Origin of the sequence: Agathobacter sp. LCP21S3_B2 (genome assembly GCF_052118705.1) — a bacterium.
Classification (GTDB): Bacteria; Bacillota; Clostridia; order Lachnospirales; family Lachnospiraceae; genus Roseburia.
Window position 1 is genome coordinate 71,848 of sequence record NZ_JBQKGQ010000003.1, and the last position, 25,996, is coordinate 97,843.

Annotated in this window: 18 protein-coding genes; all 18 read right to left on the reverse strand. The window is 38.5% G+C overall.

The features are described from left to right. Positions 1 to 182 precede the first annotated feature (182 nt). Positions 183 to 2,036, reverse strand: coding sequence for an ABC transporter ATP-binding protein (locus ACTQ1L_RS03215; protein WP_441365417.1), 1,854 nt, complete (start codon positions 2,034 to 2,036; stop codon positions 183 to 185). Between the two features lies 1 nt (position 2,037). After that, positions 2,038 to 4,323, reverse strand: a complete 2,286-nt coding sequence (locus ACTQ1L_RS03220) for an ABC transporter ATP-binding protein (RefSeq protein ID WP_441365418.1) — start codon at positions 4,321 to 4,323, stop codon at positions 2,038 to 2,040. 243 nt (positions 4,324 to 4,566) lie between these two features. After that, positions 4,567 to 4,773 (reverse strand): hypothetical protein, encoded by a 207-nt coding sequence (locus ACTQ1L_RS03225; protein ID WP_321110104.1) that lies wholly within the window; start codon positions 4,771 to 4,773, stop codon positions 4,567 to 4,569. Positions 4,774 to 4,970: 197 nt separating this feature from the next. Then, positions 4,971 to 6,131 (reverse strand): RNA-guided endonuclease InsQ/TnpB family protein, encoded by a 1,161-nt coding sequence (locus ACTQ1L_RS03230; protein WP_441365419.1) that lies wholly within the window; start codon positions 6,129 to 6,131, stop codon positions 4,971 to 4,973. Continuing rightward, on the reverse strand, positions 6,082 to 6,717 hold the full coding sequence (locus ACTQ1L_RS03235; protein ID WP_441365493.1) for an IS607 family transposase: 636 nt from the start codon (positions 6,715 to 6,717) through the stop codon (positions 6,082 to 6,084). The genes ACTQ1L_RS03230 and ACTQ1L_RS03235 overlap by 50 nt, the downstream gene beginning before the upstream one ends. A gap of 333 nt (positions 6,718 to 7,050) precedes the next feature. Continuing rightward, positions 7,051 to 11,649, reverse strand: a complete 4,599-nt coding sequence (locus ACTQ1L_RS03240; RefSeq protein ID WP_441365420.1) for a DUF5057 domain-containing protein — start codon at positions 11,647 to 11,649, stop codon at positions 7,051 to 7,053. A gap of 90 nt (positions 11,650 to 11,739) precedes the next feature. Next, the gene (locus ACTQ1L_RS03245) at positions 11,740 to 12,294 is read right to left on the reverse strand and encodes a PulJ/GspJ family protein (protein ID WP_441365421.1); all 555 of its coding nucleotides are present in this window, start codon (positions 12,292 to 12,294) and stop codon (positions 11,740 to 11,742) included. Positions 12,295 to 12,329: 35 nt separating this feature from the next. Next, on the reverse strand, positions 12,330 to 12,905 hold the full coding sequence (locus ACTQ1L_RS03250; RefSeq protein WP_441365422.1) for a pilus assembly FimT family protein: 576 nt from the start codon (positions 12,903 to 12,905) through the stop codon (positions 12,330 to 12,332). A gap of 106 nt (positions 12,906 to 13,011) precedes the next feature. Further along, positions 13,012 to 15,333, reverse strand: a complete 2,322-nt coding sequence (locus ACTQ1L_RS03255) for a hypothetical protein (protein ID WP_441365423.1) — start codon at positions 15,331 to 15,333, stop codon at positions 13,012 to 13,014. A 1-nt stretch (position 15,334) separates the two neighbouring features. After that, positions 15,335 to 16,744: a type IV pilus modification PilV family protein gene (locus tag ACTQ1L_RS03260; protein ID WP_441365424.1), complete on the reverse strand. Its 1,410-nt coding sequence runs from the start codon at positions 16,742 to 16,744 to the stop codon at positions 15,335 to 15,337. Positions 16,745 to 16,784: 40 nt separating this feature from the next. Continuing rightward, the gene (gene gspM, locus ACTQ1L_RS03265) at positions 16,785 to 17,582 is read right to left on the reverse strand and encodes a type II secretion system protein GspM (RefSeq protein ID WP_441365425.1); all 798 of its coding nucleotides are present in this window, start codon (positions 17,580 to 17,582) and stop codon (positions 16,785 to 16,787) included. Between the two features lie 12 nt (positions 17,583 to 17,594). Then, on the reverse strand, positions 17,595 to 19,463 hold the full coding sequence (gene pilM / locus ACTQ1L_RS03270) for a pilus assembly protein PilM (RefSeq protein WP_441365426.1): 1,869 nt from the start codon (positions 19,461 to 19,463) through the stop codon (positions 17,595 to 17,597). Positions 19,464 to 19,701: 238 nt separating this feature from the next. Then, positions 19,702 to 20,463: a prepilin peptidase gene (locus ACTQ1L_RS03275; RefSeq protein ID WP_441365427.1), complete on the reverse strand. Its 762-nt coding sequence runs from the start codon at positions 20,461 to 20,463 to the stop codon at positions 19,702 to 19,704. Between the two features lie 22 nt (positions 20,464 to 20,485). Continuing rightward, on the reverse strand, positions 20,486 to 20,911 hold the full coding sequence (locus ACTQ1L_RS03280; protein ID WP_441365428.1) for a type II secretion system protein: 426 nt from the start codon (positions 20,909 to 20,911) through the stop codon (positions 20,486 to 20,488). 190 nt (positions 20,912 to 21,101) lie between these two features. Next, on the reverse strand, positions 21,102 to 22,094 hold the full coding sequence (locus ACTQ1L_RS03285) for a hypothetical protein (protein ID WP_441365429.1): 993 nt from the start codon (positions 22,092 to 22,094) through the stop codon (positions 21,102 to 21,104). A 673-nt stretch (positions 22,095 to 22,767) separates the two neighbouring features. After that, positions 22,768 to 23,718, reverse strand: coding sequence for an Rpn family recombination-promoting nuclease/putative transposase (locus ACTQ1L_RS03290; RefSeq protein WP_441365430.1), 951 nt, complete (start codon positions 23,716 to 23,718; stop codon positions 22,768 to 22,770). A 272-nt stretch (positions 23,719 to 23,990) separates the two neighbouring features. Beyond that, positions 23,991 to 24,275, reverse strand: a complete 285-nt coding sequence (locus ACTQ1L_RS03295) for a hypothetical protein (RefSeq protein WP_441365431.1) — start codon at positions 24,273 to 24,275, stop codon at positions 23,991 to 23,993. A gap of 313 nt (positions 24,276 to 24,588) precedes the next feature. Then, positions 24,589 to 25,653: a hypothetical protein gene (locus tag ACTQ1L_RS03300; RefSeq protein ID WP_441365432.1), complete on the reverse strand. Its 1,065-nt coding sequence runs from the start codon at positions 25,651 to 25,653 to the stop codon at positions 24,589 to 24,591. Positions 25,654 to 25,996: the final 343 nt, after the last annotated feature.

The following is a 25,996-nucleotide window of genomic DNA, read 5'->3' on the forward strand; positions in this document are numbered from 1 at the left end:
CGACATTTAAAGTGTCCATTAAACTCTCCTATGCCACCAATTACTGTCATGTCAAAACAAATTGTATTCTTTTATGATAACACATTTTGTCGAATTTTGTCGAGAGCGTATTTTTTTTTAAATTTTATGTAACCATTCAGCCCCACGCATATTCGCAAAACCGCACGATACCCGTGCTTTCTCTATTCTTCAAACTGAGAGTTATACAGCTCTGCGTAAAATCCGTTCTTTGCAAGAAGCTCATCATGTGTACCCTGCTCGATAATGTCTCCGTCCTTCATGACAAGAATCATATCGGCATTCTTGATAGTAGACAGCCTGTGGGCGATGACAAAGCTTGTTCTGCCCTTCATCAGATTGTCGAGTGCCTTCTGGATACGGATTTCTGTACGTGTATCGACAGAGGATGTAGCCTCATCAAGGATAAGGATTGGATTATCTGCAAGGATAGCTCTTGCGATAGTCAAAAGCTGCTTTTGTCCCTGTGACACATTGGATGCATCCTCGTTGAGCTCCATATCGTAGCCACCCGGCAGTGTCTGGATAAAGTGATGGGCATGTGCTGCCTTTGCTGCCGCGATGACCTCCTCATCTGTGGCATCAAGACGGCCGTAGCGGATATTTTCCATAATGGTGCCCTTAAAGAGCCATGTGTCCTGCAATACCATGCCAAATGCATCTCGCAGATCTGTTCTGTTGTAATCCCTGATGTCATGTCCATCTACGAGGATGGCACCTGAGCTTACATCATAAAATCTCATAAGGAGCTTGACCATGGTGGTCTTTCCTGCTCCTGTCGGTCCAACAATAGCTACCTGCTGCCCCGGCTTAACCTTTGCGGAAAAATCCTTAACGATAATCTGGTCAGGATTGTATCCAAAGTGTACATGCGAAAACTCCACGCTTCCCTCGATATGGTCAAGCTTTACAGGATTTTCCACTGTAATATCCTCTTCCTCTTCCTCCAGGAACTCAAATACACGCTCAGATGCAGCCGCCATCGACTGAAGCTGGTTTGCCACCTGCGCTATCTGCTGGATTGGCTGTGTGAAATTCTTCACATACTGTATAAATGCCTGGATATCACCGATTGTGATGACATTCTTTATGGCAAGTATACCACCTGAGATGGCTACTCCCGCATATCCTAAGTTTCCTACAAACTGCATGATAGGCATCATAAGTCCTGAGAGGAACTGTGATTTCCATGCGGATTTGTAGAGCACATTGTTGGCCTCCTTGAAGGTCTTTACAGTCTCAGCCTCTTTATTATATGCCTTTATGACGAGGTGGCCTCCGTACACCTCCTCGACCTGTCCGTTGATGTGTCCCAGATACTCCTGCTGCTGTCTGAAGTATTTCTGTGAATGCTTTATGACAAACGAAATAAGTATCATCGAAACTGGCAGGATAACGAGTGAAATCAGAGTCATGAGCGGTGAAATAGACAGCATCATGACCAGTGTACCGACCAAAGTGGCAACAGATGTAATAATCTGTGTGATACTCTGGTTCAAGCTCTGTCCGAGTGTGTCCACATCGTTTGTGATACGCGAAAGTACCTCACCATATGTCCTTGATTCGAAATACTTCATCGGCATACGGTTGATTTTACTCGTGATGTCCTTACGCATCCTGTAGCAGGTCTTCTGCGTGATGCCTGTCATGATAAGCCCCTGGACAAACATAAAGATGGCACTCACCACATATAAAGCCAGCGTAAACAAAAGAACCTTTGCAATATAATCAAAATCTATGCCGCCTGTTCCCGCAATCTTGTTCATGAGTCCATCGGCAAGCGCAGTGGTGGCTTTACCCATGACCTTCGGTCCTGCAACGGAAAAAACAGTCGAAACTGCTGCAAATATCATAACTGCAATGATGGCAGCCCAGTATCTGCCGAGATACTTTATGAGCTTCTTTGTAGAGCCCTTAAAATCCCTGGCCTTTTCTGTGACCATTCCGGGGCCATGTCCCATTGGCCCTCTTGGCCTCTTAGGAGGCATCTTGAACTGTTCGTTATTATTCTCACTCATCTTACATGCCCTCCTTTTCATTATCTAAGCCTGATACAGCCGAAGTATCTGTTGCTGTTTTTGTTGCAGTTTCTGCCGCTTTATCTGTTGCAGTTTCTACCGCTTTGTCTGTTGCAGTTTCTGACGCCTTATCATCAAGTCCAAGTTCCCTGGCTGAAAGCTGTGACTGTGCAATCTGCATATATACATCGCAATTTTTAAGAAGCTCCTCGTGGGTGCCTTTTCCTACGATTTTACCGTCATCGAGCACGAGAATCTGGTCAGCATGAATAATCGTGCTGATACGCTGTGCCACGATAATGACGGAAGCACTCTCTGTAACCTCTGCTAAAGCTGCACGCAGACGCGCATCAGTCTTCATATCGAGTGCTGAAAAGCTGTCATCAAACACATAGATATGAGGGTCCTTTGCGATAGCTCTTGCTATGGCAAGCCTCTGCTTCTGACCTCCTGACACGTTTGAGCCGCCCTGTGCGATTGAGCTTTCATACCTGTCATTCTTTGTCTCGATAAACTCAGAAGCCTGTGCGATATCCGCAGCCTTTTTTATCTGCTCATCACTCGCGTCTGCTTTACCAAAGCGCAGGTTTGAGGCGATGGTTCCCGAGAAAAGAATACCCTTCTGCGGAACAAAGCCTATTGACTCGCGAAGCTCGCTTAGTGTGTAGTCTCTGATATCGTGTCCATCAAGCTCTATTGAGCCTCCCGTCACGTCATAGAAACGCGGAATCAGGTTTACAAGTGTAGACTTTCCACAGCCGGTACTTCCGATGATAGCTGTGATTTTGCCCGGCTCCGCCACAAAATCAATGTCTGAAAGCACATCCTCCTTTGCTCCCGGATATCTGAAATCCACATGGTTGAAACGGATAACACCTCTGTGATCAGCCTCAGTAACAGGCTCCTTTGGATCATTTACAGTGCTGTTTGTCCTTATAACCTCATCAATACGCTCTGCCGCAACACCTGCTCTAGGAAGCATGATGGACATGGCTGAAAGCATGAGGAATGACATAACAATCATCATGGCATATGTAATAAACGCAGTCATGGTACCTACCTGCATAGAACCCTTGTCTATTCTGCCTGCTGCAACCCACACGATGCCAAGTGTGATGCAGTACATGATCATGGACATACCCGGCATCATAAAGGTCATGACACGGTTTGTAAACAGCTGTGTACGTGTAAGCTCACGGTTAGCCTCATCAAACCTCTTTTCCTCCTCCTTCTCACGGCCGAAAGCCCTGATAACGGAAAGACCTGTAAGAATCTCACGAGAAACAAGGTTTACCTTGTCTACAAGACTCTGCATAATCTTGAACTTTGGCATCGCAATGCCAACCAGTGTGAAAATAAAAACCATGATGGCAGCAACCGCAATGGCAATCACCCACTCCATGCCGGATTTGGTCTGTGCCACCTTGATGATACCACCGATACCAACGATTGGCGCGTAAAGCACCATACGAAGCATCATAGTAGTAACCATCTGAATCTGCTGTATATCGTTCGTGCTTCTCGTAATAAGTGATGCCGTAGAGAATTTGTTAATCTCGGCATTTGAAAAACCTACAACCTTTGAAAATGTCTTCTCCCTCAAATCCCTGCCGACAGCGGCACCGACCTTTGAAGCCGCAAAGCCTACAACACATGCTGCTATAAGCATAATAGCTGCAAAGGCTGCCATCTTGGCGCCTGCCCTCCACAGATAAGCAACCTGATTGGCATCCACGTCGATTCCTGCATTCTCATCACACTTTGTCGCAAAAGCTACACCCATGGACTTTAAGGTAGATGAACCCACCGCATCGATTTTGTCCTGCACCTTGCTTCTTATCTGTTTTATCATGTTATCATCGAGCGCTGCTCCCTGCGGGATAGCCGATGCATCCACATCCATCTGCTCCCCCGACTGAAAAGCCTGATATGCCATGACAAGAGGAACCAAAAGATCCTCATCCAGCTTATCAAGTGTGTCCGAATCAGCTGTCAGCTTGTATTTTGCCACACTGTCATCAGATTTTGAAGCATCCTGCGCCTCGTAACAGTCTGTAAATTTTTCTTTCTCGTCAGACAGCATAAATGTCTGTGCCATCTGATAATCCTCCGAGGTAATCTCCTCTGGCAGGATATGCTCAATGCCATGATCCTGTATACCCACATCGATGATATCAGATGTGTACGCAGGCAAAGCCAGATCACAGTAAGCCTGAGCAATGAGAAAAACAAAAATTAATATGATCCATCGCCAGTATGGAATCAGATTCTTGAAAATTTTACTCATAAATTTTTCCTTTCTTTCCGGTTAATTTATCCCCCATCCACGAATGCAAAAATATCCGCAATCGTGCGCATACTTTTTATTTTATCAATAAGCGTGGATAATTCAATAAAGAAAGTATAAAGAAACAGTTAAAAAACAGAGACCATATACATGATTGGTAATCTATGTATTGATCTCTGTTTTAAATTATCTTATTTTTCATTTCATCGAGATCCTTAAGTGCCTCGTAAGTCCAGCGCACTTTCATGCAAGCACCTCATTTTTCTTATACTTCTTGGAAAAATAGGCTCTAACCTCATCTGATGATAATGTTCCATTATTAATTACAGATTTTCTGCTTTTTTCTAATTTTATCGATTTATATAATCCCTCTAATACTTCAAACTCATCCTGCACATCATCTGATATATTCAGTAAATCATTCATGACTATCTGTTTTGCTGTACTCATATCGCATGTCCTGCCACTCAAAATGTGTTCAAATATACTCAAACACATCGAGAAATTAAAGTCCTTGCGGATACTTCTTACTGCTTCGATGTGTATGCTTTGGCGATTGTAAACAATACGCTACTCACAAGTTCGTGTACACTCCACAGTCGTAAATTCCTGCGATAGCCCGCAGTACATACTTACGTTTGCGTTTATTATGCAACTTCGTAAGTTAAAGCATCTCTTAGATTAAGAGCAGCATTGAAATCCCTATCCTCGAAATAGCCACAATCACAACGATATATTCTATCTGAAAGCTTCAAATCTTTCTTGATAGCACCACAGCAGTGACATATTTTGGATGACGGATACCATCTGTCTACGACTCTTAATTCAATACCATTTTCATCACACTTGGCTTTAAGCGCAGTTCTAAATTTATAGAACTTTTGTGATGCAACGGCTTTTGATAGATGTCTGTTCTTCATCATTCCTGATACATTCAAGTCTTCAATAGTGATATAAGATGGCTTGGTTTTCACTATCTCGGCTATTGATTTATTGATATAGTCAGTACGGATATTATCTATTTTATGATGAAGTCTTTGCACTTTGAGCTTTTGTTTTTGTATATTCTTTTGAGTGGACTCTCCTTTCTTTAAGTTCTCATATTTTCGTGAGAGACATCTTTGTTCTCTACGCAGTTTCTTTTCCAATTTTTTAATTCTTGTTGACTTATTGATATTTTTATAAGTTTTACCATTGGAAACAATCGCCAAGTCTTTTAAACCCAAGTCAATTCCTATACCACCATTGCTATTATTAGCAATCTTAACGTCGGGAATTTCTACAAGAACTGACACATAGTATCTGTCTGCTTTGACGGATACTGTACCGCTTTTGATTTTCCATCCGTCTTTAGTTGTTGGTATATAACCTTTTTCTTTAATGCGTACCCAACCTAAAGTGGGTATGTTCAACCTATGTCTCTCACATCTACAGTCTTTAGTATTGTTCTTTACGAAATACATTTTTACATCAGATTTACCTTTCTTTTTGAAATTAGGAAAAGCGCTTTGATGTTTAAAAAATCTTGTAAATGCAGTACATCCATCTTCAATAGACTTTTTTACAGCTTTTGAATATGCTTCTTTAATCCATATTTTATCAGGATTATTAGGAATGTACTCATTATTGAGCCATACGCTGAAACTCTTGCCAGTCATAAACTTTTCACCTTTATCGTGTAAAGTTTTGTTGTAACTGAGATAAAAATTGTAGACGTATCTACAAGTGCCGATAGTCTTGTTAATCTTGATTTTTTGCTCAATCGTCGGATTTATTTCCGTCTTGAAGCTCTTTAGCAATTTCCTCATCCCTTTCTATTTGTTTTTTATACTTACGAAGTCCATACAACCTGCAAGAGAATACATGAAGTATAGAAACAATATCCCGTACGAGTTCTTCCTGTGATGATAGTTCTTCGTTGTTCACTACCACAATGCTTGTATTAAACTTCATACAGAATTTTTCAAACCAATCGTAACCAAATCTGATAAATCTATCTTTATGAGTTACTATTATGGTTTTTATTTTCTGTTCCATTACTTCATTTAATAATTCATTCCACTTTTTACGATTGTAATTAAGACCACTTCCATAATCCTCAATACACTGGTCTATAATAATACCTTTAGCATTACAAAACTGTCGCAAAAATGCAACTTGATTCTGTAAATCATCTTTTTGATTTCTTGTAGACACTCTAGCATAAATAACTACCTGACGTTTATCATTTTCAATATTTATGCCTTTGAATTGAAGGTACTGGTCATAGGTATAATAACGCCTATCAGTTGGAGTTCGATTTGCCTTTAAAGTTCCTTCTCTGTCCCAGCGTTGCAATGTCTTAACAGACACACCTAACAGTTCAGCAAAATCTTTTGGCTTATAATTTGTGATATTTGATGTATTCATAATAATTTACTCCTTTGAGTATATTTAAACACATTTAATCACATTTGACAATATATTTAATTACTTATTTTCTCCTCCTTTATTCTGTTATTCAATCAGTAACTGTAACTATTCAGAACCAGTAACTTAAAAAATATTATGCTACCCTAATCTCATTTTTTAAAGGAAATTGATGTCGTATTTATTATACTATTGATTCCATGTATATTGCAATAAAATGTTAATTGATGCTACTACAAATTTCTTATAGATTAAAACAGAGACCATATACATGATTGGTAATCTATGTATTGATCTCTGTTTTGTTTTGGTTTGTTGTTAGTCAAGGTCTGCAAGACCTAAACGTCTAATGTCAAACGACTTATAAGTTTTGGATGTATTAATAGTAGTAGGATTATCACCTTTCATTTTGCAAATTTCTGAATATGCAACAGCATATACTTTTATGGAATTACGACCATTAGACAAAATATTAACTGGAATTGACAGCTTGTATGTCTTACCATTATCAAAAAAATCCCTTATGAATCCACCATCATCAGGACTTATCGGTTTTTCTTCGCTAGAACCATCCTGATTTACATTAAATATCTCGTAATCAAATGTTTTAAGGTATATTATCCCATTATCAGAAACTATCTTTTCATAATCAGAATTTCCCTCTTTATAGTCTTTTTGGTTACACTCAATATAAAATTTTGTATGGATTTTTGTGCTTACTTGATAGGCTAATCTATTAGTATCATTAACTGTAAAATAAACATCTTTTTTGAAATCTGATTTACCCTCAGAATTCTCTACATCAGCCAAATCATTGCTCTGACTATCTTGTGCAATAGCATCATCCAAAGTTAAATTAATTGTATTAACTTCTGCTGAGTTAGGATCATAACCCTCTCTAATTGATATTTCCGGTGCATGTGGTGAAGCATCATATGCTGCAACTATCGAATTAATCAATACTTGCAAATCATTAATTGACTGATATCCCATAACTTTCTTATTTAATACACCATTGCCACAATAAGTAATGTTGCCCATAGTATATATATAATAATTATTTCTTACATCATTTCTGGATTTTTCATATACAGCTTGTGTACTTCTCCCATTGGGACTTAAAGTATACCATACCACTAAATCTGTCTCTCCATCGCCGTTAGCATCGCTATTTAAGTCTAACTGATAATCTCCTCCATCAATATCAATTACTCTTATAGAATCCAAATAATCATCTTTTTGAAGGTTATCATACGATAATGAAAAAGGATACATGGTAATCTGTCCAACATTAACTCTCTCTGCCCTATTTGTTGTATTTTTTCCCCAAGAATCGCCATAATACAATCTATAATGTCCGTTTGTCCAATTGCATTCCTGAAATTCATTTAAATCAGCATATGTAAACCCTTGTTTTTGAATAGCCTGTACACCTGCCCCATTATCTGCGCTTTTCGGTAAATACGGAATATCCGCTGAATCTCCACTATAATTTTCCGTCACACCATACCTATCCATTCCAATTTCCGAACGAAGAACCTTATTTAAATCGCAGCCCCATGCATTATTATCCGGGTAATTGTAGTACGATGTTGTATCATGTGTAACTACAACAGCCTTTCCTTTATCAATGTAATTTTTTATAGCTGTTACTATTCCACCATCTGAATTGTCCAAATTATAATGTTCTCCATATCCTAAGAGAATAATATCATAATTTTCAAGACCTTTTCCATCATTACTACATAAATTTTTCAATTCGGCATACTGATTCGGATCTTCATATGCAAGTGTTTTAAATTTTAGTGTATAGTCATCAACTTCCTTTAATAAATTTAAAAAGAAATATGATGTATTCTCTCCATAATTGTCTTCATTTTTACCGCTCTGCACTTCTTCAAAACTAATATAATTATCATTATTACAGTTAATTTGTAAAATATTTATTGTGGTTTTCTTACTTGCTTTTTTATGAACAAATCCAACTTCATAGTCATATCTGTCCAAATTATTACTATCAGATACTGTTATTTTCCACTCCTTTAATCCACTGAATTTTTCCGGTAACGAATACTCTAATGTATATTGACTACTATCTGCCAAAATATAATATCCTTCATTGTTTTCTTTTGCAAACCATGTTCCATCTTTATACATAGACATTCTATTATCTATTATTTCCTCACTGTCTGAAAATTTACCATCTAAATTTGAATCAATGTAGAATCTTACTTTATATTTTTTATCATTATTTACATTATCACCCACACTATTCAAATTAAACTTCAAAGTAATATTATTACTCTCTAGTTCAACATATTTCTTCGTATCACTAACAACATTCTGCTTCTGTAGTTCAATCTGTGGTTTTTGCAAAGCCAACATATCATACAATCCACCTTGATTACCGGTGCTATCAACTTTAACAATATTATCATTATTATACACAGACGAAACAAACTTATACATTTTAGAACAATTATCAATATACGTAGTATTAACTTTAGACTCATTTGTATCATCAAAAAAGCCATAATCAAACACTATTGGATGATTTCCACTCAAATACTTATTTAATTTTTTAATTTTTTCATCCGTTATATCATTTCCAGAACCTCTGTATGTATTTGACGAAACATTATAATTTGAATCATTGACATTAGGCAGTTTATAATTTAAACTTCCATCCTTATTATAATCTGTAGGTAACAATCCTGCATGTCCGTTTTTGGGACTTACCACAACAATATCTCCAACATTTGAATAAATAAGTCCATTCATTGATGAATCGTTGTATACGGTCTTTCCATTTTCAACATTCAGTGTTCCCATATACATTCCATCTGTCGTTACTGGATACAATCCCATGTATATCATATCATATTTACTTAGATCTTCACATCGACCTATAAATTCAGACATTGATACAACCTTCAAATCTATATTATCACTATCAGGACAACTACCACCTAGCCATTTTTTTAGCTTTGAAATAATAAATTGCGAATATACATTGTTATTTTTACCTTGACCATTGAGCACAGTTCCATTTATCGTACAAGGTTCAACATCTAACACACTTAAATGCTCTAGTTTATTTGTTTTTTTCGTAACAAAAGATATTATATAACTAAAATTAGTTGCTAATGTTATATCTGTATTGAATAATTCTTCACCATTTGATTTTTTTTTCTTATTTAGTGATTTAATATAAGCTGCAACCTCAGAACAGCCATCTTTTTCTGTTGCTTTGCTTGAATCTGTAATCACAGATATAAAATTATTCAGCAAATATGCCTGACTATTTTGTTCTGATGGTGGAATAGTATAAATGTTATTCCTCAAATATCCATTTTTATAATCAGTAAATAATTTAAATTGTACCTGATTTTTATCTACACTATCTAAATTTTCAGCCAGCTTACCTTCACCATCATTTTGTTCTGTACAAGACAAAAGTATTGCTAATTTATATATATTAGGACACCAATTTATATGATAATTATTTATATTATTTCTAATATCCTCATCTATTTTTCCATCTATTACTATTGGAAGTTTTTTATTTTCGCTAATCGCCAGTTTATAAATTTCTTTTGCAGTATTTTCATTTATATCAATACTAGCTGAGTTCCATGTTCCAAACTTAAATTTACTTGTATCTTTTCCATCCAGACTACTTTCGGAAATAAAAAGCATATCTATAGAATCCGTTGAGATATTATCAAATTCAGTTGGTGTAACCGTCTGAACTCTTATCTTAACATTCTTATCTTCACCTAAAACCTTATTTCTAAACCAATCATTACTCTTTATTCCACCCTTATAATATATTTTATTCGTTGAAACTTTTTTATCCAGCTTAGCATTCTTATCCGATTTAAGAGTATAAGTTCCTTTATTTTCACCAACATAGCTATATGTATCACTGCTTTCAATTTGCACAAAATTATAAATGCTTTGTATTGATGCACCAGAGTTTTCATCTGCTCTGACATATGGCTCTTTTTCGTTCAAAACTGCACCATACTTTCCTAAACCATCTGCACAAAAAACAACCGAATCATCCCCAACTTCATAATATGACTCGTCATTTACTATCTCGTCATAAGGTACATATACATACTTATCTACTTGTTTATTATTTTTATCAGTAAATTTTACAAGCTTATATGCTTTATTTATATATGTGCCATTCTCTCCTTGAACACCAAAATAATCACTATTTGTCTGTCCTGCCGGAAGTGTCACCTGTTTAAATTCTATATTATAATATCCCTTAGTATTGGTATTATCTTTGTCCAGATATACATAATAATCCACATTTTGATTACACATTTTACCTGAATCAGATGCTTCACCTGATCCTACTGGCACATACTTTACTAAATCATAATCTCCATTTCCGGAGCCAACATTCTGCATTGAATAGCCTTGTGTATTAGCAGATATTACTTCATCGCCTGCCAATGTCAGCTCCGTCCAGCTTTCATCTCCCTGAACATAGCTTTCCTCATAATTTTCATAATATAAAGGTTTAGAATCATCATTCTGCTCTGATGTAATAGATGCAAGTTTATTCTTAAGCGCACTTATATATTTAACTCTGTCATCAGTTCCGATAGCACCATACCTTACAATAGCTGAAAGCGCACTATCACTTATATCATCCGGCTCCTGACCACTGACCAAATATCCGATTGTTCCCATATTTTTTTGTGGAACAAGCTCCAAAATATTGAAGGTACTGCCTGTATCGTTCTTATTTTTAACAATATTAGTGACGCCATCAAACGTCGCATCCGCACTTACACTAGTAAGATTATTATACACCACAAGTGATGTGGTAAGCAGTGCTCCTGTCAGTACCAATATAATCGGTAATATTATTTTCTTCTTGCTTCCAACTCTCTTCATAGTATGCTCCTAACCCATTGCATCTCTAACGTTTTACATTTAGTAATTGTATCTTTACTGTTTGTATCTTTATCGTTTATATCTTATATTTTACATCTTATTTCGCATTGTGAAATTCTGTGTCACATTGTAAGTTTTATTGTCATTTTTGAAATCGACATCAAAGTTTACTGAATTTTTGTCTTTGTCGATTGTGGCCTTAAATCCGGATACATATTCTGCCATAAGCTCCTTTGATCCACTGTCTTTTTGCATATAGACTTTGTTTTTATCAAGATTAAGTGTCAGCTTATATACATGAGTTTCTGTAATTGTATTACCGGAAGCTTCCGGGTCTTCTTTTTCAATCGTCTTTGTTACCTCAAATACCTCTACATCACCTGCTGTTGCGCTGTATGTGAATGCAGTGACCTTTGATGCGCTCTGTACCATATCACCGAGCTGATTCATGAATATCTGCGCTTCATACTGCAAATCCACTTCTTTTGTCGCTGATTTATACTGCGAGCTGCTTGTCCCGATAAACCCGGCAACTGCAAGACCGACAAGCCCCATGATTGCCATTACTATTATAAGTTCAACTAGTGTAAAGCCTTTATTATTTAATTTCTTTACGCTATTTTTTCTTCGAAATAATGTAACCACGTAGCCTGCCTCCTTTCGTAAATACGCCGGATTTTTTAATTTAAGCTCACCTTACCGGTCTCAGGGTAAAATGAAATTATCTTTTCTGTTGAGTTTTTTTTCACTTTAATCTGCATACAGTAATAGTCACCACCACTGCTGCCGTCACTTTTCATACAAGGTGCCATTGCACCGGTTCCTCTGTTGAATTTGATTGTCAAAGAATGTGTATCATCAAGTGTGATATCTGAGGTCTTATTGCCCTTTGAATCACTAAGCACATATGTGATACCCAGGTTACTTTTTCCAATCTTTTCTTCGTTTTCTATTGTCTTACCAAGGCCATCCTTTGTCACTATAGTGCAGTAATATGCTTCACTGGATTTTGCTTTATTGCCTTTAGTGATTGTCATGATGACTTCATCCTTGCCCAGCGTAGACACCCGTGTCTGATTTGCCGCCGACTGGATATCTCTCGCGCACTGCTTTACGGAAACACCCATAACCGATGCAAGAGACATAGAAGCTATTCCTGTGAGTACAGCCATAATAGCAATGACCACTATGAGCTCTACGAGAGAGAATCCGCCATTTTTATTATTGTTTTTTTTGTCATAAGCTGTCTTTTTCATAATATGCGTTTTCCCCCTTCCGCTCGATTTCTAAATTATTCTAATTACAAATCAAAGGTTAAATATCTTTTACCCCTTATATCATCATATGATATCCAAAAATGCTTTAATTCTTGGTCCAGTTCTGATATGTGATAAGCTTTGTGTAATCCAAATCATCTATATCTTTTGCATCATCGCCGAGTAAAGCTTTTCCGTCAACAAAAATATTGTAAAGATACATTGCATCATCAGACGTGCCATTCTTCTGCATGAGAAGTGCACGGAATACATCCTGCGAATTATTATTTATTTTAGAAGCTCCATTTTGCAATGTAATTTTACCTTTTGCAATGATTGTTCCCATAAAATCGCCAGACACTTCCACATCACCTGTTGCAATGATAAGAGATACATTATCCCCTTCACTGCTATCATACTTATATGCACTTTTCTTTTCATTGTCCACAACCACAGCTTTGTAATATTTATCAATGACCTTAGCAGTAATTTCCTTTTTGTCATTTCCGATTCCAAGGAACTTTGATATCTTTGTCATGCCTGTAGCTGTATCTTTTGATGTATCAATCAGATTATCAAACAAACAATAGTTATTTGTCCTGCCCGGATTGATATCTCTCACCCCCTGGAGCCGGTCTGCCTCAGTCACCAGCTTTTTGTTAAGCGCATCATAGGTTTTGCTTAAAGAGGCCGACTGCGCATAGATTCCCTCCTTGTTTACGGTGTGAAGCGAAAGCTCCTTTGCATCATCAGTGCCATCAAAGATTGAATAATTGCCTGCGGTAAAAATATTTGCTGGATTGTTTCCAACTTTAATCTTTTTTGTATAGAAATTGGTGTATTTTGTAAGCTTGTTCTCACCTAGCTTATCGGTATTATAATAATCCTCATAATACTTGGCTGCCTTATCGGCCGGAAGATTTACATAGTAGTAGACAAGACCATCATCATTTGAGCCTGTCTGTGACTGCACAAAAACATTTCTGATACACGAATTAACATCACTGTCATCCATATATTTTGATAGCGGCCATCCAAGCTTTGAGCCTACCACATTAAGGTTTATCTCAGTATATTTTTTTTCATTACTATTGCTCTCATCCTTTTCTTTTGCAATCTTCTTATATTCTGCATAGGTCAGAGGATTTTTGTTGTATAAGGATTTGGCATCTGGGCCGTTCCCATCTGTTCCGATACATTCAGCCGGCACGAGATATGCTATCTGATTACCCTTTACAGAAATAGACTCACCTGTTGTAATGTTCTGATTATTCTCTCCTGATATTGGCTGAAGCGATGAAGTCTTCACATACGCATATCCTGCAACCATCAGCGAATCAAGATTACTCATATCGAGAGATGAACCTTTACCATTTATTATAATGGCACTGCTGTCCTTGGCATCTGTATCGCCATATCCGAAGCCTACATACCTGGTATCCTTTTTGTCATTGCCAAGTGTGACATCTGAGTTGACACATTTTAGTGTCAGGTCGTCTTTCACATATGTGTTGCCCTGCAATGTGGCATTTGCACCCTTTACATAAATATTTCCTGCCCAGAGCTGACACTGCTTTGAAACATCAAATTTTGAATTGCTGCTTGCATTTGCCTTTGCATCACCGATATTTAAATCTCCGCTTGCAATAAATGTACTGCTTTTATCGACTTTAAGTTTTTTATTTGCGGGAATAGTCACGCTTGTCTCATCATCATCACTTAATCCTGTCAGATAAGGATTTCCTGCAAAAACACTTCCATTTATTTCTGTATTTGTATCAACTTCAAGACCTGTATTTCCTATGAGCGAATATGCAAAAAGATCCGGCACTGCTCCGGAAGCTGAAAACTTCATGGTTGGGACATTTAAAGAGATGTCTGTCTTTATAACTGAATCATATCCCTTATCATCTGTATATTTAACATATATACCCTTCAATATAAGATTGTTTTCATTCACAAGAAGTTCTCCATGGTTTTCATTATCATCAACGTGGGATGTAGTCTTTATCTCTGCATATGGTCCTTTTTCACCTTTCGGCTCTTGGGTCAACTTTTTGTCTACATAACTTATTAACGTTTCGACCTTATAATATTTTGGATCTCCGCTAAGGCTTTTCTGGATTGAATTCTTAAATGTGGTATTAAATTTAACCTGTCGCCTTGATTCTGAAAGCGTTGAATAATTTTGCATAACATCTGAATACCCTGCCTTGTATGCCTTTGACACCTCACCCTGCAGTCCGGCACATATCTGATCCAGCACCCCCTCAGCCGAATAGAAATTATCTGTATTCTTTTTATTTGTCACCTTCATTTGTCTGTTAATGAGAGCCATCCAAAGCACTGTCACCGCAAGTACAGCCACTATTGCCATCGCGATAACAACCATTATGAGTGATGCTCCACGGTTATCTTTTCGTGTCATATTAATCCACCATGCTTCCTGTGATTGATACCTCAGGCTTTGCGGTACCAATCTCGTCCAATTTGGTTTTGCTGTCAAATATGTCTACAGTAACATCATATATCCTGTCAGCAGTTACATCGTTTGTGAGATTACGCTTTGTAATCTTGTTTTTTGCTTCCTCTGTTGCTTCATTGTTATACTTATACAATGCCTGCTTGTGAGACATTGCCGTGTCCGGATTACCAAGATTTATATCCAGATTTGTCGCTATTGTAACACTTGCCGGGTTTGAGCTGTGGGCATTGTTTTTTTCCAAAACATTCACACAAACTGTATACTCATTCTCTTTACCTGTAAGTGCAGATGAATCTGTACTCTTAGGCATCTGCTTTACAAGGTTTACATTACACTTTACACTATCATCATTTTCAATGACTATCTGTTCGTTAGGATTTGGTCCCTTTGACGAATACCACGGTGTATAAAAAATATAAATATTTCTCAAATCATGATCTAATGTATTCGATGAATTATCAAATACAATACTTTTAAACTCATCTGCCTTTTTGGAATTTGGGTCAGGATACGTCTTTCCATTTACATCATAGGAGGTAGACACTTCTACCTTTGTACTCGTTGTATTTGTTATCTTTACAGTGATTGTTCTGTTTACCTGACTCTCCTCTAAACCGGAATTTTTATTTATTACATTATCGTTTTCCAACTCAGTTTTTAAATCAGAAAATGCTCTCTGATCTGTCCAGATTGCATCATGGTCAAAATTCATTGACGAAATATCTGCCAGACTATCTGTGTTGTAATTTGTCACCTTTCCACTGTTAGCCTTGTCTGTTTTACCTGAGGCATCTTTAACCTCATCAGCCCTGGCATCAAGTGTCACAAGTGCATTGTACTTTTTTGAACCTGACTGCACATCTGACATATAAAAATAGTATTTGTGAGAGCTGCTCTCCACAAACTTCCATTTTGTTGCATCGTTTATAGTCTGTGACTTATCGGTCTTGTGAATTGAACTTGTAATCTTATTTTCTTTTTCTGATGCTGATAATCCGGAATCCACATCATCAAATCTGACTGCCGGAGCATATGAGGTACTTCCGGATCCCAATGCCGACGCAATCAGTTCCTGTGCACCACTGCTTCCGATTGCAAATCCATCCGCTATATCAAATCCCTCAGATGGATAGTTAAACTGATAGGCTAGCGTCTTCATGGAATTTTTCTCCACACCCTCCATGATATTCTCCGCAAGGTGTGTAGCATTCAGCTCATTTTTCGACTTGGCATTGGTCTTTGCCGCCATCACAAAGCTATTCAAAAAAGGAAGCACGATTATTGCAAGAATGGCTATAGACACAATAAGCTCAACAAGTGTAATTCCTCGATCATCGTCCCTTAACTTTCTCAAACCGGCTTCCTCCTTTGTAAATAGAGTTTTTATTTTAAATTTAATTCAGTGTACCAAACAGATTGTCTGTACCATGCGGTATCTCCGGTATTACCGGCGCCTGATATGGCTTATCAAGTCCATACAGGAAATATGAATCTGTGTTGAGCTCCCCTGACAGCTCACCTGTAGAATCATCAAAATTGACATTAAGACTGCTGATTGTCTTTTTGTCTGTAGAACCAATTACCTGCTCAAGCATGGATTTCAGTCCATGATACTCTGTGGTAAATGCCATTACTGAGTTGACATCATAAAGCTGATATCCTGCCACTGTGGATTTTGCATTGTTCTGTGCTGTGGCATCACTTCCTGAACCATTATCAGTGGCAGTTGTATCTGCTGACGTGCTCTCGGAAGATGATGTACTGCTATCCGCGGTGCTGCTTTCTGACGAGCTGCTATCTGATGACCCTGAGCTTTGCTCTGTGCCATCACCCGAATTGTCCGCGGTCACATCAATGGCAACAGGATCATTTACGGTTAGCTCTGTGAACTTTGTGTTAGTTGATTTCTCGATTGCAACAGCATCCATAATGCCATTTTCTATCTGTAAATAAGATGGAAAATTGTCATACACCTTCTGCATTTCATCAGACATCTTCTGCGTCTTTTTTGTATAATCATCTGCCTTTGCAGCAAGTGTAGAAAGCTGATTGTACTGTGACTTAAGCTGCATATTCTCAGTTTTCAGAGTTTCTCTCTTATTTGCCTGAGGTGCAAAGACAAAAAAGTATGTAAGTGCTAAAACGGCAATTCCGGCTAATATAATAAGTAGTTTTTTATCTCTTGCTGACATTTTAACACCTCCTTATTGTGCTGCATTATCCGATGTATTCTGTGATGCATTATCCTGCGATGTATTATCCTGCGATGTATTATCATTTGAGCCGTCAGCCTGTTTATCCGTTGTCTCAGATGTGTCTGAATCGTCCGACTGCTTAACATACACACAGTCAACTGTAAACTGTACCTTTGATGCTCCGGTCTCGTCAACCTCATCTGTGATTGTGGAAACATTCGAAACCATAATGCTGTCAAAGGTTCGAAGCTGTGCAATTACATCTGCCGCAATATCTTTGCTTCCCTGTGAAACTGTTAGTGACACTCCGTCTGTTGTGACATTCATGGAAACAAGCTTAGCCTCCGATGGAAGCTTTTTCTCAAGCTCATCTATAAAGCTGACTATCTCATCATTTTTATTGGATGATGCGTCCTGAAGCAGCTTTGTCCACTCATAATCGCTCTTTGTCTGATTGTATACATCATATATGTTCTGTGCATATGACAAGTCAGAAACCCGTCCCTTGAGAGCCATATTGTCAGATGTTAAAACAAGATTTGCAAAAATACTGTAAGCAATCAGTCCAACTGACGCTACCACACACACTCCGAGTATTATAAGAGGTATGCCAAGCGACGCTCCTTTTTGTTCTTCCATTCCATCAGGCATCGGAAGTGGCTGTCCATCCGGTCCAAGCGGGGGCTGGGCTCCCTGTTCCATCGGTACATTATTCATTCCACCGATAGGTGTGGTAAAAATATTGCCCTTTGCCTTTTTCTCATCCGTTATCGGAAGTGGCTTTAATGTGGCACCCACACAGTTGAAAAACTCTGCTATCTTTGTCTCTGCAAGATTTATATTTTTTGCAACACTTATTCCGTCAAACTGCTGTAGTGGAATAACCTTATAGTTCAGTTCATTTGTGAGAAGCTTGCTGAGTCCGCTGAAATCTGCTCCCAGGCCCACAAGGAAAATCCTGTCAATCGGTCTGTCAACGTTTCTGGACTGGTAATAGTCAATAACTCTTCCAAGACTGCTCACCAGATTGGCAAGTGTGTAGTTGACATTTGCACGGAGCTTTTTAAATCTTTCCGAATCAATCTCGTGTCCCATGTCATCGCGCTCTGCATTTTCTATCTCCGGCTGTATGACATCTGATTTGAGCTCAAGACAGGTCTTTCTCCTTGCCACATCAACAGCATCTGTAAATGAAAGATACTCTCCAAACAGCTCGCTGTCCTGAATCTCCTCGATGGCGTCTGCCAGTCCGTAATTCACATTTCGCTGAAGCTTTATGATATCTCCATCCATGACCGTGATGGTTGAAATGGTCTCATCTATCTTGATGGTGGCCTTTATGTCACCTGGAATCTCCCTTAGCATCAACTGCTTGACTGCATTTCCGCTGTAATCAAGTGCGACTATCTGAAGCCTGCAGTCCTCTGCGAGCTCCTCATATGATGATATAATCTCATTAGGTATGGCAATAACCGAAAGACGCATTTTCTTTTCTTCCGGTTTATCAATCTTTTCTATAACCTCATGAACGAGTTTGTACTGACTTAAATCCACCGGAAAATAATCCGATGCATTCATCTGCAAAAGATCCTTTATCTGCTTTTCCTTTACAAGTGGAAGCTCCATCTCTCTCGATGCGATTCGTGTGGAGTTTAAGACGAAAACAGCCTTGTTGGTGTTTATCTTCTTTTCCTTAATCTTGCTGTAAAGCATGGATCTGAACATGCTGTCCGCATGAACCACACCATCCTCTATCATTTCAGGTGGTGTTGGAAAGCTGAACATGCTGTGTACTTTTGGATTTTTTGTTTTATAATCAATTTCTACGACTCTGGTAAGGTTTTGTCCTATTTCAATTCCAAGTACTCTGTTTGCCATAACCAAGTCCTCCATATTATCTATGTTTTACACTGCGCCCGGGTTGTGTGCTAAGCTTTGTATGCTAAACACTTTACACGATGTGCGTTTGTAAAATATTATATATTTTCGGTATATCTGTGCTTTATTGAGATTTGCTGAGCTTTACTCTGCTTTTACTCTGCTTTGCTCTACTTTTTGCTCGCAAGATTTCTCAGTATCTGTTTTTCTAACAAATATGATACATTATAGCATCTTTTTAAAAGCCCGCGAGTACCAGATATGCCGATATCATTTTCTCGCCCCATAGCATCGAAATAAAAATTCCGGCTGCCAAATATGGTCCCATTGCAAGCGTGCTGCCTGCTTTTGTTATTTTCATACGGATCAGATGTATCACGGAACCGATGATGCATCCCAGGAAAAATGCTAATGTTATATTCTGCCAGCCTATTGCAAGGCCTGCGCATGCCATGAGCTTGACGTCGCCGCCGCCTATGGCTCTTCCTCCGCTCAACAGGAGGAGGATTTCAAGGAATACACTGACACAAAAGAATCCTATCACATATTCAGACCAGTTGCCATGGTCTATAAACACATGTAGGATTCCAAGCACCAGTATAAATATATTGATTCCGAATGGAATTTCATATGTTCTCCAATCTATCACACTGAGTACTATCAGTGCTGATGTAAGAAGGCAGTATATGATGCTTGATAATTCAAGTCCATTTACTGCAAATACTATAACGTACAATAAACCATTCAACGCCTCAATTATAGGGTATTGAGGTGAAATTGGTTCTTTACACTTGCGGCATCTGCCGCGTAAAAACAGCCAGCTAAACACCGGCACCATATCATACCAAGCTAACTGATACCCGCATTTCATACAGTGGGACCTCTCGGTCACCACTGTCTCATGCATTGGTATACGGTAGATACAGACGTTTAGGAAACTGCCTATAACAATTCCGAATGCAAATATTAAAATGTAGATGGGTATCAGTTCTGGTATCATTTGTTAGTGTCCTCTTTATGTATTATTCAAATACAGATTTCATATCCTTATCACCATTTGTTGTTGTACCAGATGCTGCCCAAGTACCACTTGAAGGTGTTAATGTAAAAGTCATTTCTTGCCATTTTGATGACTTCATTTTCACTTCTTTGCTTGTAGATGATAAATCAATAGACGATGTTGCTTTACCACCTTTAATTGTTATTGTTACAGTAGTTGCTGCCGCTGTTTCATTATCTGCAACTTCTGCTTCAACAGCACTCTTCATTTGCTGAACATTCTGCATATCAGTTGATACTCTTGATTTCTCAACATATTTAATAAACTGTGGAGCAAGTACACCAACAAGTACTGCCATGATGGCAATTACAACGATAAGCTCTACGAGAGAGAAACCTTTGTTGTTCTTTCTTCTCTTTTCATTCTTTTTAAGTACATTCTTTACCATAGTCTTTTCTCCTTTTCATGTAACTTGGTTTTTTATTGTCCGCAAAGAGCTGATGCCCTACTCACAACTCTTTGTTTCTTCATAGGAAAATTGTACCACTATTTTTCAAAAAATGCAAGAGGAAAATAGGACATTAGTCGCATGTTTTTCTATTATTTTCGATTGAAGCATTTTTCTCAGCATTTCCGTGTTAGCTCACAAGCCATTTTCTTACAGTTTCAACATCAAAATCTACGCACTCTGCAATGTCTTCTAACGAATGGCCTTTTTTCTTAAGCTTTAAGGCAGTCTCCATTGCTTGTTTTTTCCGTCCTTCTTCTCTGCCTTCTTTACGTCCTTCTTCTCTGCCTTCCTTTCTGCCTGTCTGAAGTGCAACCTCTTCCCAATAATCACTCACATTACACATCTCGTTCATCCTCCCTTCAAGCTCCACGCTCATTTTAAGTCCATAATCTTCTTCCAGTATCTTCTTTTTCTCCAGAAATTCCGATTTTGAAAACAGCTCTTCAAGCATTGCGATGAGTCTGTTCTTCGACAGCTCTCTGTTTTTTGCTGTTCTCGTACGGACATTTATCAATGCTCCGTTTATCTTGCTAATCTTTGGTATTTTCTTTATTTTACCATATATCAGATTGGATTTCATCCCAAATTCGATTATCGAATCATCGGTTTTCTTTGTATCCATGCATATCCAGATGCTGTATATGGATTTTATGTCATCATAGCTTGAGCCTGAAAACTCTGTTCCCTTCTGCTCTGATATCATACGCCCCATGTAGTATGTTATCCTATTTTCAAGCTTATACCCAAGCTTTGATTTTTTACTGCTCTTTTGTGCCTCAATGTTGATGATAAATTCTTTTTTCTTTCCCTTATAATACACCGGAAACTTGATGTCGTAAATGATTTTTCCATCCTCCTCATCAACGGACTCGTTTCCTGTGTTCTGGACTTTCACACCAAGCCTCTCCGGAAACTTAAGTGTTACTGTTGGCTCGCCCATGCATGGAATAATCTCATCTATTTCCATGTCTTTAAACTCCTCCACCACTGCCTGCACTATGTATGCCGCAATCTGCGGATCCGCAAGTATACACTTCACATAGTCATCACTGGTTGCCTTGTCCTGCTCTATCGCACTTAGCGTACGGGACAGGTTTGTCCTTACTTTTCTGTAAATCATTCACTTCTCCTTCTGATTTTCTCATAAAAATCTTCGTAACTTCGTAATTATTCAATACTTCTTTGAAAATAGCTGCCCTCAAAGATTCCTTAAATTTAAAAAGCTCTTAAAAGCAGGAAACCATTAAGAAGCTACTAAAAAACGCACATATTCAATAATTACTGAATAATCACTCCTTAAAACCCTTAAAATTCCAATTAAACATTTGCCACGTATAGATACGATCAGACATTTCCTGGCAATATTTAGTTTTTATACACAATGGGATTTGTGGCTGACACAGCCTGATAAATCATTGAGCCTCTGAAACAGCTCGAATTGTGTGTTTAAATTATATCATTGGTTATATACCTTTGCAAGACTTTTATTTTTTTGTTCTTCCCACGCCTTACACATGGTTACTGTTCACACCTAACAGTGTGAGCAGTAATGGGCAAGGAGAACCGCGCCACGGACGGCGCGTTTCGACGTTTTCGTCATGTATAATCAACCTATAAGGCATAATTCCTACAGTATCTTAGCTGTGCAGCGTAGCTCACGCGAGAGAGTGTACACCAGTCCGGGCTCAGGGGATGAAACCCCGCCCAACTGTCAGTACCCTCAGACAAAAAGGAAGCAGCCTCAGTGCTTTCGCTCAAAGACTCCTTCCTATAATTTACATTTCACTACAATATTAGCTCACAAGCCATTTTTTTACTGTTTCCTCGTCAAAATCCACGCATTCAGCTATATCTTCTATTGAGTATCCTTTTTTCTGAAGTTTTAAAGCCGTTACTTTTGCCTGACGAATTCTGCCTTCTTCTAGGCCTTCTTCTCTGCCTAATTCTCTGCCTTCATTTTTCTGTTCTTCCCATGCCTTACACATATCAATCACCTCTTCTTTCTCATCTATGTCTATATCCGTTCCTGCAAACAGGTTGATTGCCTCGACTGTCTCTCTGTCCATCTTGCTAAATTTTTCATCGTTCTGCAGCACTTCCTGCATCTTTTCCTTATCATACGCATTCTGCAGTACCTCGAAAAGCTGTCTGATGGATGTCCTGAATCCTGTAAAGTCTGTTATCTCCCTCGGTGCCAGCAGATTAATCCTGTAATCCGGTATGAATGGCAGAAGTTCTTCATCCACATCACCAAACATATCTGACAGCTTTCTTGGACCATCCCATTCCTTTATTCCGAGATATACTGTAATCGTAATCACCGGTATCAGCTTATCAGTTTTTGTAAATCCAGAGAGAAATTCATCCGACGTTGCCGTATCCTTTTCCTTGCGGTGCTTTTTGGCTGTTTCCTTTACCTGATTTCCATATGCCATGACATCATAAAACATGTTTTTTACCGGAATGGAATAGTGTATATCAGACTGATTCTCTACTCCTATCAGTACGACATATGATTTGCCGGTATATTTGATGCTGGCATTTTTGAAGATATCCCTCAACTTCTGCACCGCTATGGTCTTTTTGTCAAGCCCCAGTGCAGTCAGCACCTCTGTCGTGTCCCTTTCCTTAAGATTTTCCGGCAGGATGACCTCTCTTCCTCCATACAGCATATTGTTGCACAGGTCAGCAAACCTGGCATTGTCAGCAAAGTATTCCTTTGCCATTGAGTCCTTTGCGCTCAATCCTTCTCCTCCTGTTCTCTTGTGTGAGCAGGAAAATTTGGTGCCAATGAGGGTACAGTTTACAAGCTATACATGTGCTGTCCTTCTTTATGTTTACACACTGTATACAGTTCATCCGCCTTTTTACTACATTTTCTGTATTCTGTCTACATACGGCATTTCAATTTTCCTGCTGTTAATGGGTAATTAAAGCATTGAAAACTTCCATGTCCTTTGTAGAATGATGCGAAGTGGTCTGCCCTCTTCAAAGTGGTGTGCACCTGTAAAAATTGTTATGTGGTGCCGCTTACAGGAATATAATGCTTTGAGTTGATTGTAGCATAGCTACAGTTCTTTGTTATAATAATTTTTCTTTTTTGATACTTATATTTTTTCATACTGTTTCTGCACTGCACGCCTATCAGCCTGCATTCCGCCACAGTGTGAGGGGCTTCATCACATGTGACCGGCTGTGGCACGCTCTCTCTCATGAGCGCATAGCGAAACTGCTTAGATACTGTTGAATTATGCACACGATAAACAGAAATGAGCTGCCACCGAGATGTAATATATATCATTGCTGTTCAAACGCAAGCTTGACACCACGCTGTCAAGCTATGCGCCAATGCGTCAACTATTGGCAGATTACAGCCCCTGCCTCGTAGAGGCAGGGGCTGTAATCGTTACTGGTCACACTGATGGTGTGAGCAGTAACGGGCAAGGAGAACCGCGCCACGGACGGCGCGTTTCGACGGTTTCGTCATGTATAATCAACCTATAAGGCATAATTCCTACAGTATCTTAGCTGTGCAGCGTAGCTCACGCGAGAGAGTGTACACCAGTCCGGGCTCAGGGGATGAAGCCCCGCCCTACTGTCAGCAGCTACAGTTGCTATGCCAATTTTTTATTTTTCTCAAGCAGCTCATATATCTTCTCGACATCATAATCCGGCTTCATTGATAAAGCAGCTTCGTAAATCGGAGCGATAACTTCCTCTTTTTCTTCCAGATCATCCGCTATCTCTGCCACTGTTTTATTTTTCTTGATTTTCTTGACGATCAGTGAAACCTGTTCTTTTTTCCGTCCTTCTTCTCTTCCTTCTTTACGTCCTTCTTCTCTGCCTTCCTTTCTGCCTGTCTGAAGTGCAACCTCTTCCCAGTAATCACTCACATTACACATCTCGTTCATCCTCCCTTCAAGCTCCACGCTCATTTTAAGTCCATAGTCTTCTTCCAGTATCTTCTTTTTCTCCAGAAATTCCGATTTTGAGAACAGCTCCTCGAGCATCGCTATAAGTCTGTTCTTCGACAGCTCTCTGTTTTTTGCTGTTCTCGTACGGACATTTATCAATGCTCCGTTTATCTTGCTAAGCTTTGGTATTTTCTTTATTTTACCATATATCAGATTGGATTTCATCCCAAATTCGATTATCGAATCATCTGTTTTCTTTGTATCCATGCATATCCAGATGCTGTATATGGATTTTATGTCATCATAGCTTGAGCCTGAAAACTCTGTTCCCTTCTGCTCTGATATCATACGCCCCATGTAGTATGTTATCCTATTTTCAAGCTTATACCCAAGCTTTGATTTTTTACTGCTCTTTTGTGCCTCAATGTTGATGATAAATTCTTTTTTCTTTCCCTTATAATACACCGGAAACTTGATGTCGTAAATGATTTTTCCATCTTCCTCATCAACTGACTCGTTTCCTGTGTTTTGGACTTTCACACCAAGCCTCTCCGGAAACTTAAGTGTTACTGTTGGCTCACCCATGCATGGAATAATCTCATCTATTTCCATGTCTTTAAACTCCTCCACCACTGCCTGCACTATGTATGCCGCAATCTGCGGATCCGCAAGTATACACTTCACATAGTCATCACTGGTTGCCTTGTCCTGCTCTATCGCACTTAGCGTACGGGACAGGTTTGTCCTTACTTTTCTGTAAATCATTCACTTCTCCTTCTGATTTTCTCATAAAAATCTTCGTAACTTCGTAATTATTCAATACTTCTTTGAAAATAGCTGCCCTCAAAGATTCCTTAAATTTAAAAAGCTCTTAAAAGCAGGAAACTATTAAGAAGCTACTAAAAAAACGCACATATTCAATAATTACTGAATAATCACTCCTTAAAACCCTTAAAATTCCAATTAAACATTTGCCACGTATAGATACGATCAGACATTTCCTGGCAATATTTAGTTTTTATACACAATGGGATTTGTGGCTGACACAGCCTGATAAATCATTGAGCCTCTGAAACGGCTCGAATTGTGTGTTTAAATTATATCATTG

Excerpts from the sequence above, each read along its gene's own strand:
- ACTQ1L_RS03285 (WP_441365429.1), bottom strand. The coding sequence starts at position 22,094 with ATGATTTACAGAAAAGTAAGGACAAACCTGTCCCGTACGCTAAGTGCG.
- ACTQ1L_RS03250 (WP_441365422.1), bottom strand. The coding sequence starts at position 12,905 with ATGAAAAAGACAGCTTATGACAAAAAAAACAATAATAAAAATGGCGGA.
- ACTQ1L_RS03215 (WP_441365417.1), bottom strand. The coding sequence starts at position 2,036 with ATGAGTGAGAATAATAACGAACAGTTCAAGATGCCTCCTAAGAGGCCA.
- gspM (WP_441365425.1), bottom strand. The coding sequence starts at position 17,582 with ATGTCAGCAAGAGATAAAAAACTACTTATTATATTAGCCGGAATTGCC.
- ACTQ1L_RS03300 (WP_441365432.1), bottom strand. The coding sequence starts at position 25,653 with ATGATTTACAGAAAAGTAAGGACAAACCTGTCCCGTACGCTAAGTGCG.
- ACTQ1L_RS03255 (WP_441365423.1), bottom strand. The coding sequence starts at position 15,333 with ATGACACGAAAAGATAACCGTGGAGCATCACTCATAATGGTTGTTATC.
- ACTQ1L_RS03295 (WP_441365431.1), bottom strand. The coding sequence starts at position 24,275 with ATGATATATATTACATCTCGGTGGCAGCTCATTTCTGTTTATCGTGTG.
- ACTQ1L_RS03275 (WP_441365427.1), bottom strand. The coding sequence starts at position 20,463 with ATGATACCAGAACTGATACCCATCTACATTTTAATATTTGCATTCGGA.
- ACTQ1L_RS03280 (WP_441365428.1), bottom strand. The coding sequence starts at position 20,911 with ATGGTAAAGAATGTACTTAAAAAGAATGAAAAGAGAAGAAAGAACAAC.
- ACTQ1L_RS03225 (WP_321110104.1), bottom strand. The coding sequence starts at position 4,773 with ATGAGTACAGCAAAACAGATAGTCATGAATGATTTACTGAATATATCA.
- ACTQ1L_RS03220 (WP_441365418.1), bottom strand. The coding sequence starts at position 4,323 with ATGAGTAAAATTTTCAAGAATCTGATTCCATACTGGCGATGGATCATA.
- ACTQ1L_RS03240 (WP_441365420.1), bottom strand. The coding sequence starts at position 11,649 with ATGAAGAGAGTTGGAAGCAAGAAGAAAATAATATTACCGATTATATTG.
- ACTQ1L_RS03230 (WP_441365419.1), bottom strand. The coding sequence starts at position 6,131 with ATGAGGAAATTGCTAAAGAGCTTCAAGACGGAAATAAATCCGACGATT.
- pilM (WP_441365426.1), bottom strand. The coding sequence starts at position 19,463 with ATGGCAAACAGAGTACTTGGAATTGAAATAGGACAAAACCTTACCAGA.